Here is a 12,836-nt window from a genome sequence, read left to right as displayed (position 1 = left end):
CTCAACGTCGTCCTGAGTGGGTAAAGAAGGAATGATATGTGCCGTTATCGTTAAGAATACGAACAATGTCTGAACTGAAGTTATCAAACGGCGTTACCCACTTCATAAAGCGGGGAAGCGAGCCTTTATAGGGTTCATGCCGGATATTTAGGTCATCAGGGTCGGGAAACATCAGTGGAAGAAAACCCCGGTTCTTGAAATTACCGATCGGTCCGTAATGATCCCAGCGGCGTAGTGCGCTTTCACGGCTCAGGCCTCAACTGAGCCCGGTAATCCGAAGGAATCAGCGCCCTGTAAAAACCGAGCAGATCCGACACCAGGTCTTCTCCGCTGAACCCGCTATCGGTGTACCAGCTGAAAAAAGCGCGAGACTGGTAATTTTCAAAATTTCTCGCGGTATCCATCATCATGGCCAGGGCAATGCTGTTAATTTCTGACATCGAGCGCCCACGTTTTATTTCCCAGCGAACAAACTTACCCGTTCCGGCAAGTCCTTTCCCGATATTCATTCTCTGATTGTATGCAATCGTGTAATAAGGTCTGCCACTGGCTTCGCCGCTGCTGAAATCAGCCAGAAGCAGGGAAATATCTTCGCCCCTGGCATGCCCCAGGTCAATCCAACCGAGGACCTCACTGTAGATGAGGCCATTCATCGGCCCCGATAATATCGCTCCTGCTGCTCATTCGGTGTATTCCTTTTTCCGTAACGATTTCAACTCTAACAGACCACCATACTCTTCGTCAGGGTATGTTCGGGATATATTCTCCTGGTAGAGGGTTATGCCAATGAGATCGACTTTGTTCTATTGATACACCAATTTAAGCAAAAAAAGAGAGGGACATCGTGCCCCTCTCTTTTTGTTCTTAGCCGACTGCATTCTTTATGAGATGTCATTTCATTTGAAATGAGACCCCACAATAACAACCGTTAAATATCGATATTTGCCGCTTTCAGGGCGTTCTCTTCGATGAAGGCACGACGTGGTTCAACCGCATCGCCCATCAGGGTCGTGAACAGCTGGTCCGCAGCAATCGCGTCTTTAACGGTGACGCGCAACATGCGGCGGCTTTCCGGATCCATGGTAGTTTCCCACAGCTGCTCCGGGTTCATTTCACCCAGACCTTTATAACGCTGGATCGCAAGACCACGACGAGACTCTTTCACCAGCCAGTCCAGCGCCTGCTCGAAGCTGGCTACAGGCTGACGACGTTCGCCACGTTCGATGAACGCATCGTCTTCGATCAGGCCACGCAGCGTCTCGCCGAGCGTGCAGATACGGCGGTATTCCGGACCGGTCACAAACTCGTGTTCCAGCGGGTAGTCGGTATCAACGCCGTGGGTACGCACGCGAATAATAGGCTCGAACTGCTTATCGGCGTTCTGCTGGATATCGCATTTCCACATGCTGCCGTGCTGCTCTTTCTCGTTGAGATCGGTCACCAGGGCGTTCACCCAGCGGGTCACGGTCTGCTCGTCGCTCAGATCGGCTTCGGTCAGGGTTGGCTGATAAACCAGCTCCTTCAGCAGCGTTTTCGGATAGCGGCGTTCCATACGCGTGATCATTTTCTGCGTCGCGTTGAACTCGGACACCAGACGCTCCAGCGGCTCGCCGGCCAGTGCAGGGGCGTGCGAGTTCGCATGCAGGGTTGCGCCATCAAGGGCGATTGCGATTTGATACTGATCCATCGCTTCGTCGTCTTTAATGTACTGTTCCTGCTTGCCTTTCTTCACCTTGTACAGCGGCGGCTGTGCAATGTAGACGTGGCCACGCTCGACGATTTCAGGCATCTGACGATAGAAGAAGGTCAACAGCAGCGTACGAATGTGCGAGCCGTCGACGTCCGCATCGGTCATGATGATGATGCTGTGGTAGCGCAGTTTGTCCGGGTTGTACTCATCACGGCCGATGCCGCAGCCCAGCGCGGTAATGAGCGTCGCCACTTCCTGAGAAGAGAGCATCTTGTCGAAGCGCGCCTTCTCAACGTTAAGGATTTTACCCTTCAGCGGCAGGATAGCCTGGTTCTTACGGTTACGGCCCTGCTTCGCAGAACCGCCCGCGGAGTCCCCTTCCACGAGGTACAGTTCGGACAGCGCCGGGTCGCGTTCCTGGCAGTCAGCCAGTTTGCCCGGCAGGCCTGCTAAGTCCAGCGCGCCTTTACGACGGGTCATTTCACGGGCTTTACGCGCCGCTTCACGGGCACGCGCCGCATCAATAATTTTACCCACCACGATTTTCGCGTCGGACGGGTTTTCCAGCAGGTATTCGCTCAGCAGTTCGTTCATCTGCTGTTCAACCGCCGATTTCACCTCGGAAGAGACCAGCTTGTCTTTGGTCTGTGAGGAGAACTTCGGATCCGGCACCTTCACGGAGACAACGGCAATCAGGCCTTCACGGGCGTCATCACCGGTGGCACTGACTTTTGCTTTTTTGCTGTAGCCTTCTTTGTCCATGTAGGCGTTCAGGGTACGGGTCATCGCCGCACGGAAGCCTGCAAGGTGCGTACCGCCGTCACGCTGTGGAATGTTGTTGGTGAAGCAGTAAATGTTTTCCTGGAAACCGTCGTTCCACTGCAGCGCCACTTCCACGCCGATACCGTCTTTTTCGGTGGAGAAGTAGAAGATATTCGGGTGAATTGGCGTTTTGTTCTTGTTCAGATACTCAACAAACGCCTTGATACCGCCTTCGTAGTGGAAGTGGTCTTCTTTGTTGTCACGCTTGTCGCGCAGGCGAATCGAGACGCCAGAGTTCAGGAACGACAGTTCACGCAGGCGTTTCGCCAGGATGTCGTACTCAAACTCGGTGACGTTGGTGAAGGTTTCGAGGCTCGGCCAGAAACGCACCATGGTACCGGTTTTGTCGGTGTCGCCCGTGACGGCCAGCGGTGCCTGCGGCACGCCGTGCGTATAGAGCTGACGGTGGATTTTGCCTTCGCGCTGGATAACCAGCTCCAGCTTCTGCGACAGGGCGTTTACTACCGAAACACCTACGCCGTGCAGGCCGCCGGAAACTTTATAGGAGTTATCGTCGAACTTACCGCCTGCGTGCAGGACGGTCATGATCACTTCCGCCGCAGAGACGCCCTCTTCCGGGTGAATACCGGTTGGGATGCCACGACCGTCATCGGTGACGGAGACGGAGTTATCCGCATGGATGGTGACCACGATGTCTTTACAGTGACCCGCGAGCGCTTCGTCGATAGCGTTATCTACCACCTCGAATACCATGTGGTGCAGACCGGTGCCGTCATCCGTGTCGCCGATATACATACCCGGGCGCTTACGCACCGCATCCAGCCCTTTCAGGACTTTGATACTGGAGGAGTCATAAGAATTCGACATCAACGTTTCTCGCTCATTTCAACTTGGGTTAATCCGTTATTTTACCCTTTTCCACGGTAAACATCTTCGAATTTTCGTCCGACATGTCTATAACGTGTTCAGCGCTAATGGCGCTGACGAAAACCTGCGACTGCGTGGCTTTTAAGCGGCTGGCAAGCAGCCCGCGCCGCGCGTCGTCAAGTTCCGAGGCAAAATCATCTATCAGGTACAGGCAGCGTCTTCCGCTCTCGCGGGTGAGAAACTCTCCCTGTGCCAGGCGCAGCGCACACATCAGGAGCTTGAGCTGCCCGCGCGAAAGCGTGTCTTCCACCGGTGCACCGTCGGCACGAATGCGGAAATCCGCCTTGTGCGGGCCGTGTGCGGTGTAGGTCAACATGCGGTCGCGCTCGAAGCTTCTCTCTAACACCTCGGCATAATCCGTCTCTTTCTCCCAGCCGCGCTGGAAGGAGAAGGTGAGAGAGAACTCGGGTAAAAACTGTTTGCAGGTGTCGGCCATATCTTCGGCGATACCTGCGCTGTATTCGGCACGCCAGTTGCTGATTTGTTCCGCGAGAGGGATTAACTCCATGTCCCACGGACGCAGCTGGGCGTAACGGGTAACCTGGCGCAGCGCGGCGTTACGCTGCTTGAGCAGACGCTTCAGGTTGCTCCAGGCGTTAAAGAATCCGGCTTCGTTGTGAAAGCATCCCCAGTCGAGGAACGCTCTTCTGTATTTGGGGCCGCCGTTGAGTAAAGTAAACCCCTCCGGCGTTATCAGCTGCATCGGCATCAGCAGCGCCAGCTCCGCCACTTTATGGCCGTCGGTGCCGTCGATGCGCACCTTGCTGTCGCCCTGCTTGTCTTTGGTCAGGCCGATGGCGGTCTCACGCTCATCGCCCTGCAAACGCCCGTGCAGAACAAAAGCTTCCTGCTCGTGGCGAATGACGCGACCAATCTGCAAACTGCGAAACGCCCGACCGTGGCCGAGCGTATAGATGGCCTCAAGCACGCTGGTTTTGCCGCTGCCGTTTGCGCCAACCAGGAAGTTAAAGCCAGGGGATAAAGCGAGATCCGCGCTTTCGATATTGCGAAAGTCGCGGATCAACAGACGGGTGAGCGACATTACAGTCTCATTGGCATGACAACATAAGCAGCCGACTGTGATGCGGCATCTTCAATCTGTACGCTTGAAACGGAGTCGGTCAGCAGAATGCGCACGTTCTCGCACTTCAGCGCATTCAGCACATCCAACACGTAACTGACGTTAAAGCCGATTTCCATCTCGGTTCCGGCGTAGGTGACGTCCAGAATTTCTTCTGCCTCTTCCTGCTCCGGGTTATTGGCGGTGATTTTGATCTGGTTTTCACTCACGTACAGGCGCACGCCGCGGAATTTCTCGTTGGAGAGAATGGCCGCACGGGCAAAGGCCTGCTTGAGGCTATCGCAGCCCGCTTCCAGCGTTTTGTCCGGATTCTTCGGCAATACGCGGCGATAATCCGGGAAACGACCGTCAACCAGCTTAGACGTGAAGACAAAATCGCCCACGTGTGCGCGGATATTGTTGCTGCCGATCTGCACGCGCAGCGGCGTGTCGCCGCCGTCGAGCATACGCATCAGCTCAATCACCCCTTTACGCGGCACGATCACCGAATGGTTTGGCAGCGCGTCGCCAATCGGCATAGAACAGACCGCCAGACGGTGGCCGTCAGTGGCTACGGTACGCAGCTCTTCACCTTCGGTTTCGAACAGCATGCCGTTTAAGTAGTAACGGACGTCCTGATGCGCCATGGAGAACTGCGTGGCTTCAATCAGACGCTTCATCGTCGCCTGCGGCAGGGTGAATTCAACTTCGCTCTGCCAGTCGTCCAGGTTCGGGAAGTCCGCAGCAGGCAGCGTGGAGAGCGAGAAACGGCTGCGGCCAGAGCGCACCAGCATACGGTCGCCTTCCAGCTGCACGGCGATTTCAGCGCCTTCCGGCAGCCCGCGGCAGATGTCAAAGAATTTACGTGCCGGAACCGTGGTCGCGCCTGCGTCGTGCGGCTGCGTCAGCGTAACGCGCGCGATCATTTCCATTTCCAGATCTGTACCGGTCAGCGACAGCGTACCGTCCGCGACCTGAAGCAGCAGGTTTCCGAGAATAGGCAGCGTTGGGCGGCCACCTAATGGGCCACTCACCTGTTGCAGCGGTTTTAATAAATGTTCACGTTCAACGGTAAATTTCATAGCGTCACGATGATAATGTTCTGATTAGATTGGAAAAATCTTCTTTTATGTCGTGGCTTTCTTCGCGTAACTGCTCAATCTTGCGACAAGCGTGCAGCACGGTCGTATGGTCACGGCCACCAAACGCATCCCCGATTTCCGGCAGACTGTGGTTGGTTAACTCCTTTGCCAGCGCCATCGCCATCTGACGCGGACGCGCCACCGAGCGGGAACGACGTTTAGACAGTAAATCTGCCACTTTGATCTTGTAGTACTCAGCCACCGTCTTTTGAATATTGTCGATAGTGACCAGTTTTTCCTGCAATGCCAGCAAATCTCGCAGCGCTTCACGCACAAAATCGATGGTGATCGCACGACCGGTGAAGTTGGCATTGGCGATAACGCGGTTCAGCGCTCCTTCCAGCTCACGCACGTTGGAGCGCAGACGCTTGGCAATGAAGAACGCCACTTCGCCCGGCAGGCGAATGTCGTTTTCATCGGCTTTCTTCATCAGGATCGCAACGCGGGTTTCCAGCTCCGGTGGCTCGATCGCCACCGTCAGGCCCCAGCCGAAGCGGGATTTCAGACGATCTTCAACGCCGTTGATCTCTTTTGGGTAACGATCCGAGGTCAAAATGATCTGCTGATTGCCTTCCAGCAGGGCATTAAAGGTGTGGAAAAACTCTTCCTGCGATCGTTCTTTATTGGCAAAGAACTGGATGTCATCGATGAGCAGCGCGTCAACAGAACGATAGTAGCGTTTAAACTCTTCGATCGCATTGTTTTGCAGGGCTTTTACCATGTCCTGAACGAAGCGTTCGGAGTGCATATACACCACTTTGGCATTGGGCTTGCGCGCCATAATGCCGTTACCCACCGCATGCAGCAGGTGCGTTTTACCCAGACCCGTACCGCCATAAAGGAACAGCGGGTTGTAGGCCCCACCAGGGTTATCAGCAACCTGACGAGCCGCCGCGCGCGCCAGCTGGTTCGACTTACCTTCAACGAAGTTATCGAACGTGTGTTTCACGTTAACGTTAGAGCGGTAGGTTGGCTCAGCCGGTGCGGGGACATTATCCCAGCCCTGACGAGCGGGTGCGACGCGAGGGGCCGGAGCAGGCGCGGCCTGAGCAGGTGCTGCTACGTTCACGGTTTCACGAACGGTTTGGGTGACCGGCTTTGTGCCCACTTCAAAGCGCAGCTGCGGGGCATCAGACCCGCAGAAATCGTTCAGCAGTCCATTGATGTTATTAAGGTACTTGTCCCTTACCCAATCGAGCACAAAACGGTTTGGCGCATACAAAGCCAGCGTGTTATCGCTCAGTTCCGCCTGCAACGGGCGGATCCACATACTGAATTCTGTGGCTGGTAACTCATCCTGCAATCGGGCAAGACACTGCTGCCAAAGCGAAAGTGACACGGCGGACTCCACTCGAACAATAAAAGAAAACTATTGAATATTCATGATTGTTGGCGCACATCGACATGACCCTGTGTAAAGGGGGACGTGCGAATTGCTATCTGCAATTTATCCTGACCAGGATCCTGGGATCCCGATCGGGACCGCGGATCATAGCCTAAACTGAGCCAGAGATCTTCTGTTTCTCACAGATTCTTCCCGATTTATCCACAGGAAGATCCGGAACCGGATAAGTGTAAACGATCCTGGCGCCAGTACCCCACGATTTAGTCCGCATATTGGAAAAATTAATGAGCACAGACAATTTATTGCTTAAATGATCTAACGAAGATCCGGGACGATCCTTGCGCTTTGTTGGCGAGGCCGTATAATCCTCGACCCGGCGCGTGATGCTCATCTTCCTGCGTCGTCCGTTGCTCATTTTCCACGCGAAAACGTGCGGAAATACGCGGGAAATAAGGAAAGAGAATTGACTCCGGAGTGTACAATTATTACAATCCGGCCTCTTTAATCACCCACGCTGAGGCGTTAGTCGTTCGAAACTCGTTCGGGTATACGCAAAAGTCAGTGAATTTATTCAAGTTTAGGTAGAAATCGCCATGAAACGCACTTTTCAACCGTCTGTACTGAAGCGCAACCGTTCTCACGGCTTCCGTGCTCGTATGGCTACTAAAAATGGTCGTCAGGTTCTGGCACGTCGTCGTGCTAAAGGCCGCGCTCGTCTGACCGTTTCCAAGTAATAAAGCTAACCCCTGAGTGGTTAAGCTAGCATTTCCCAGGGAGTTACGTTTGTTAACTCCCGCTCATTTCACTTTCGTCTTCCAGCAGCCACTACGGGCTGGCACGCCGCAAATCACCATCCTCGGCCGCCAAAATTCGCTGGGGCATCCCCGCATCGGTCTCACAGTCGCCAAGAAAAATGTTAAGCGTGCGCATGAACGCAATCGGATTAAACGTCTGACGCGTGAAAGCTTCCGTTTACGTCAGCACGAACTGCCTTCAATGGATTTCGTGGTGGTGGCTAAAAAAGGGGTTGCCGACCTCGATAACCGTGCTCTCTCGGAAGCGTTGGAAAAATTATGGCGCCGCCACTGTCGCCTGGCTCACGGGTCCTGATAGCCCTCATTCGGGTCTATCAACGCCTGATTAGTCCGCTACTCGGGCCGCACTGCCGTTTCACACCAACATGCTCAAGCTACGGAATTGAGGCATTGCGCAGGTTTGGAGTGATAAAAGGCAGTTGGTTGACGGTGAAACGCGTATTAAAATGCCACCCTTTACACCCCGGTGGAGACGACCCCGTCCCCCCAGGACCCTTTGATACCAGAGAACACTAACGATGGATTCGCAACGCAATCTTCTTATCATCGCTTTGTTGTTCGTGTCTTTCATGATCTGGCAGGCATGGGAGCAGGATAAAAATCCTCAACCCCAGCAGCAGACCACGCAGACTACGACCACCGCAGCGGGTAGCGCCGCCGACCAGGGCGTACCGGCCAGTGGCCAGGGGAAACAGATTACGGTTAAGACCGATGTGCTTGAGCTGACAATCAACACCCGTGGTGGTGATGTTGAGCAGGCGCTGCTGTTGACCTACCCGAAAGAGCTGAAGTCTTCCGAACCGTTCCAGTTACTGGAAACCACGCCAGAGTTTATCTACCAGGCGCAAAGCGGCCTGACCGGTCGTGATGGCCCGGATAACCCGGCTAACGGTGCGCGTCCACTGTATACCGTCGAGAATGACACCTTTGTGCTGGCTGATGGTCAGAACGAACTCGTTATTCCGATGACTTACACCGACGCCGCAGGCAACACCTTCACCAAAACCTTCACCCTGAAGCGCGGTGAATATGCGGTGAACGTGGGCTACAGCGTACAGAACGCCGGTGAGAAACCGCTGGAAATCTCGACCTTTGGTCAGTTGAAGCAGTCCATCAATCTGCCGTCCCACCGTGATACCGGAAGCAGCAACTTTGCGCTGCATACCTTCCGCGGTGCGGCGTACTCCACGCCTGATGCGAAGTACGAGAAATACAAATTCGACACCATTGCCGATAACGAAAACCTGAACGTCAGCTCCAAAGGCGGTTGGGTGGCCATGCTGCAGCAGTATTTCGCGACCGCGTGGATCCCGAATAACGACGGTACGAATAACTTCTACACCGCGAACCTGGGCAACGGTATTGCCGCCATCGGCTACAAATCTCAGCCGGTTCTGGTCCAGCCGGGTCAAACCGGTAAGATGGCAAGCACCCTGTGGGTCGGCCCGGAAATTCAGGACAAAATGGCCGCTGTTGCGCCGCACCTGGATCTGACCGTGGATTACGGCTGGTTGTGGTTCATCTCTCAGCCGCTGTTTAAGCTGCTGAAGTTCATCCACAGCTTCCTGGGTAACTGGGGCTTCTCCATCATCGTTATCACCTTCATCGTTCGTGGCATCATGTACCCGCTGACTAAAGCGCAGTACACCTCCATGGCGAAGATGCGCATGCTGCAGCCGAAGATTCAGGCAATGCGTGAGCGTCTGGGCGATGACAAACAGCGTCAGAGCCAGGAGATGATGGCCCTGTATAAAGCAGAGAAAGTGAACCCACTGGGTGGTTGCTTCCCGCTGCTGATTCAGATGCCAATCTTCCTTGCGCTGTACTACATGCTGATGGGTTCCGTTGAGCTGCGCCACGCGCCGTTCGCACTGTGGATCCATGACCTGTCCGCACAGGACCCGTACTACATCCTGCCGATCCTGATGGGCGTGACGATGTTCTTCATCCAGAAGATGTCGCCGACCACCGTGACCGACCCGATGCAGCAGAAGATTATGACCTTTATGCCGGTCATCTTCACCGTGTTCTTCCTGTGGTTCCCGTCAGGTCTGGTGCTGTACTATATCGTCAGCAACCTGGTGACCATTATCCAGCAGCAGCTGATTTACCGTGGTCTGGAAAAACGTGGCCTGCATAGCCGCGAAAAGAAAAAGTCCTGATTCGGTAAGTTAACGCTAAAATAAGGGCGGTCGATTGACCGCCTTTTTTATTTGTATTGAACGAGACCAACCATGAGCCATAACGACACTATCGTCGCCCAGGCAACCCCACCGGGACGCGGTGGTGTAGGCATTCTGCGCATCTCCGGCCTGAAGGCGCGCGAGGTGGCCGAAGCGGTGCTGGGTAAACTGCCAAAGCCGCGCTACGCTGATTACCTGCCGTTTAAAGATACCGACGGCACGCCGCTGGACCAGGGCATTGCGCTGTGGTTCCCCGGCCCGAACTCTTTCACCGGCGAAGACGTGCTGGAGCTGCAGGGTCACGGCGGCCCGGTTATCCTCGACCTGCTGTTAAAACGGATCCTGACCCTGCCGGGCCTGCGCATTGCGAAGCCGGGCGAGTTCTCCGAACGTGCCTTCCTCAACGACAAGCTCGACCTGGCGCAGGCGGAGGCCATTGCTGACCTGATCGACGCCAGCTCCGAGCAGGCGGCCCGCTCCGCCCTGAATTCGCTGCAGGGGGCATTCTCCGCGCGTGTGAATCACCTTGTGGAAGCACTTACTCACCTGCGCATCTACGTGGAAGCGGCTATCGACTTCCCGGATGAGGAGATCGATTTTCTCTCTGACGGTAAAATTGAAGCCCAGCTCAACCAGGTGATGGCCGATCTCGACGCCGTTCGCGCCGAAGCGCGTCAGGGAAGCCTGCTGCGCGAAGGGATGAAGGTGGTGATTGCCGGACGCCCTAACGCCGGGAAATCAAGCCTGCTGAACGCCCTGGCGGGCCGTGAAGCGGCAATCGTGACCGACATTGCCGGTACCACTCGCGACGTGCTGCGCGAGCACATCCACATCGACGGCATGCCGCTGCACATCATCGATACCGCCGGTCTGCGCGATGCCAGCGACGAGGTTGAGCGCATCGGTATCGAACGCGCCTGGCAGGAGATCGAGCAGGCCGACCGCGTGCTGTTTATGGTGGACGGCACCACGACCGACGCCGTTGACCCGGCGGAGATCTGGCCGGACTTTATCGCCCGCCTGCCGGCTAAGCTGCCGATCACCGTGGTGCGTAACAAAGCGGACGTGACCGGCGAAACGCTCGGTATCAGCGATGTGAATGGTCACTCACTGATTCGCCTGTCGGCGCGTACCGGTGAAGGCGTTGACGACCTGCGTAACCATCTCAAGCAGAGCATGGGCTTTGATACCAGCATGGAAGGCGGCTTCCTGGCGCGTCGTCGTCACCTGCAGGCACTGGAAGAGGCGGCAAACCACCTTGTTCAGGGTAAAGCGCAGCTGATCGGCGCGTGGGCGGGCGAACTGCTGGCGGAAGAGCTGCGCCTGGCACAGCAGAATCTGAGCGAGATCACCGGGGAGTTTACCCCGGACGATCTGCTGGGACGGATCTTCTCGAGCTTCTGTATTGGTAAGTAAGTTTTAGTCCATCTTCGTCCGTGAACGTTCACTAACCCGCATTAACTATCTGTTAATGCGGGTTTTTACTTTCCATACTCGTCCATAGTCGTGCGGGTTCATCCGCGATTTTTGTGTCCTGAATTGTGCCCATCTCATAATTAACAAACAGAATAATATCACGCTTGGCTAATACCCCGCTTTCTCATTTGCAGAAGCATTCTTCGGCTTGCAGAGTGCCTCTCACTGGTTGTCCATGACATCAATCCCGCTCAGAAAAAGCAGGAAGAAAAGCTTAAACAGAAAGACCCAACGACAGTCAAAAATTCGCCAAACGCTGGCTGACCGATATCGTTGAAAAAAGTAACCGCGATCCGAGCAACATCCCTCGCGTTATCGAGAAGAACATCATTCCCATCATCGGGAAGCTGGAACTCTAAGAACTCACAACTGCCCATATTCAGGTCGTGCTCGACCGCATCAAACAACGAGGTTCGGATCACGTCGCGCTACTGACGCGAAACGTGCTTAAACGCATGCTGGCCTATGCGATTTCCAGGGGAATCATCTTCAACAACCCGGCAGCCGCTATCGAGGTCCGTTATATCGCACAAGCAACAAGCCGCGACGTGGCGCTAACCGCAGAAGAGATCGGCATCCTGTTACGGGGGATCTACACCTCTAACATGAACCGACGCCACAAGCTCGCCCTGCACTTACTGATCATCTGCATGGTGCGTAAATCGGAGATGATTGAAGCGACGTGGAGTGAAGTTAACTTCAATGCGCTGGAATGGCGTATACCCGGCGAAAGAATGAAGATGGATAACCCGCATATTGTTCCGCTGTCAAAGCAGGCGCTGGCGATGTTCGAAGAGCTAAAATTTCTGGCCGGAGATTCTCCATACGTCTTCCCCAGCCGAAACGACTACCGACGTCCGATCTCCAAAACAACGCTTAACTGCGCGGTGCGTACGCTGGATCTGAACGTCAGGGATTTTGTTATTCATGGCTTCCGGCGTACTGCCAGCACATTGTTACATGAGCAAGGCTACAACTCCGACTGGGTAGAGAAATGCCTGGCGCATAAGATCGGTGGCGTTCGCGGTGTCTACAACCGTGCAGAGTACCTGAATCAGCGCTGGGAGATGCTTCAGTCATGGGCTGACTTTGTTGATGCGCAGATTGAGGAGGGGAGGAAGGTGGTCATCGGGAAGTTTGGGAAGGCTGATGAGATAAATAATTAATTAAAGTATAAGGATGGGAGCTATTTTTATCCAAGTAGATTTGCAATTATAACTCCCATTTATAATTAAATGCCATTAACCATGCGTTCAAGCTTTTTGCTTCTTTTACATATTTTTACTTGCATTTTACCATTTTTATTCACTCTAATGCCTTTGATATATTTGCCAATTAATAAATATGTCTCCTCATCTATAGGCTCATACCATCCAGACTTATAAATCAACTTACCTTCTGCAACCATTTTTTCT

10 protein-coding genes and 2 pseudogenes are annotated in these 12,836 nt (G+C 54.4%); 6 read left to right on the top strand and 6 right to left on the bottom strand.

The window, feature by feature from the left end:
- Position 1: 1 nt before the first annotated feature.
- From INF68_RS14905 to dnaA, 5 genes and pseudogenes are all read right to left on the bottom strand, one after another.
- Positions 2 to 653 (bottom strand): annotated as a pseudogene (locus tag INF68_RS14905) (hypothetical protein).
- A 275-nt stretch (positions 654 to 928) separates the two neighbouring features.
- Positions 929 to 3,340: a DNA topoisomerase (ATP-hydrolyzing) subunit B gene (gyrB, locus tag INF68_RS14900; RefSeq protein WP_109846543.1), complete on the bottom strand. Its 2,412-nt coding sequence runs from the start codon at positions 3,338 to 3,340 to the stop codon at positions 929 to 931.
- Between the two features lie 28 nt (positions 3,341 to 3,368).
- Positions 3,369 to 4,442: a DNA replication/repair protein RecF gene (gene recF / locus INF68_RS14895; protein ID WP_109846542.1), complete on the bottom strand. Its 1,074-nt coding sequence runs from the start codon at positions 4,440 to 4,442 to the stop codon at positions 3,369 to 3,371.
- Entirely contained in the window at positions 4,442 to 5,542 is a 1,101-nt protein-coding gene (gene dnaN, locus INF68_RS14890) for a DNA polymerase III subunit beta (protein WP_023309804.1), read from the bottom strand. Before dnaN ends, recF begins: the two co-directional genes overlap by 1 nt.
- A 4-nt stretch (positions 5,543 to 5,546) precedes the next feature.
- A complete protein-coding gene (dnaA, locus tag INF68_RS14885; protein WP_010426558.1) occupies positions 5,547 to 6,941 on the bottom strand; it encodes a chromosomal replication initiator protein DnaA in 1,395 nt (464 codons plus the stop codon).
- A 599-nt stretch (positions 6,942 to 7,540) separates the two neighbouring features.
- Between dnaA and rpmH the strand changes: the two genes are divergently transcribed.
- The 6 genes and pseudogenes from rpmH to INF68_RS14855 form a co-directional block, all read left to right on the top strand.
- Complete coding sequence (rpmH, locus tag INF68_RS14880) at positions 7,541 to 7,681, top strand: 50S ribosomal protein L34 (RefSeq protein ID WP_000831330.1); 141 nt, start codon at positions 7,541 to 7,543, stop codon at positions 7,679 to 7,681.
- Positions 7,682 to 7,697: 16 nt separating this feature from the next.
- A complete protein-coding gene (gene rnpA, locus INF68_RS14875) occupies positions 7,698 to 8,057 on the top strand; it encodes a ribonuclease P protein component (RefSeq protein WP_032640303.1) in 360 nt (119 codons plus the stop codon).
- On the top strand, positions 8,021 to 8,278 hold the full coding sequence (gene yidD, locus INF68_RS14870) for a membrane protein insertion efficiency factor YidD (protein WP_001307474.1): 258 nt from the start codon (positions 8,021 to 8,023) through the stop codon (positions 8,276 to 8,278). Before rnpA ends, yidD begins: the two co-directional genes overlap by 37 nt.
- Before the next feature lie 2 nt (positions 8,279 to 8,280).
- The gene (yidC, locus tag INF68_RS14865; protein WP_126786535.1) at positions 8,281 to 9,924 is read left to right on the top strand and encodes a membrane protein insertase YidC; all 1,644 of its coding nucleotides are present in this window, start codon (positions 8,281 to 8,283) and stop codon (positions 9,922 to 9,924) included.
- Between the two features lie 72 nt (positions 9,925 to 9,996).
- A complete protein-coding gene (mnmE, locus tag INF68_RS14860; RefSeq protein WP_126786536.1) occupies positions 9,997 to 11,361 on the top strand; it encodes a tRNA uridine-5-carboxymethylaminomethyl(34) synthesis GTPase MnmE in 1,365 nt (454 codons plus the stop codon).
- 142 nt (positions 11,362 to 11,503) lie between these two features.
- Positions 11,504 to 12,587 (top strand): annotated as a pseudogene (locus INF68_RS14855) (tyrosine-type recombinase/integrase); the annotation flags it as partial.
- A 65-nt stretch (positions 12,588 to 12,652) separates the two neighbouring features.
- Here the strand turns inward: INF68_RS14855 and INF68_RS14850 are convergent.
- Positions 12,653 to 12,836 (bottom strand): hypothetical protein (locus INF68_RS14850; RefSeq protein WP_227412870.1); only part of this gene is annotated, 184 nt, incomplete at its 5' end.

It is taken from the genome of Enterobacter cloacae complex sp. P16RS2, from assembly GCF_014982155.1.
Taxonomy (GTDB): Bacteria; Pseudomonadota; Gammaproteobacteria; order Enterobacterales; family Enterobacteriaceae; genus Enterobacter; species Enterobacter cloacae_M.
This window is presented reverse-complemented; position numbering and strand designations above follow the sequence as displayed.

What these genes read in the sequence shown, in the direction of transcription:
- gyrB (WP_109846543.1), bottom strand. Translation starts at nt 3,340, where the DNA reads ATGTCGAATTCTTATGACTCCTCCAGTATCAAAGTCCTGAAAGGGCTG.
- recF (WP_109846542.1), bottom strand. Translation starts at nt 4,442, where the DNA reads ATGTCGCTCACCCGTCTGTTGATCCGCGACTTTCGCAATATCGAAAGC.
- dnaN (WP_023309804.1), bottom strand. Translation starts at nt 5,542, where the DNA reads ATGAAATTTACCGTTGAACGTGAACATTTATTAAAACCGCTGCAACAG.
- rpmH (WP_000831330.1), top strand. Translation starts at nt 7,541, where the DNA reads ATGAAACGCACTTTTCAACCGTCTGTACTGAAGCGCAACCGTTCTCAC.
- yidD (WP_001307474.1), top strand. Translation starts at nt 8,021, where the DNA reads ATGGCGCCGCCACTGTCGCCTGGCTCACGGGTCCTGATAGCCCTCATT.
- yidC (WP_126786535.1), top strand. Translation starts at nt 8,281, where the DNA reads ATGGATTCGCAACGCAATCTTCTTATCATCGCTTTGTTGTTCGTGTCT.
- mnmE (WP_126786536.1), top strand. Translation starts at nt 9,997, where the DNA reads ATGAGCCATAACGACACTATCGTCGCCCAGGCAACCCCACCGGGACGC.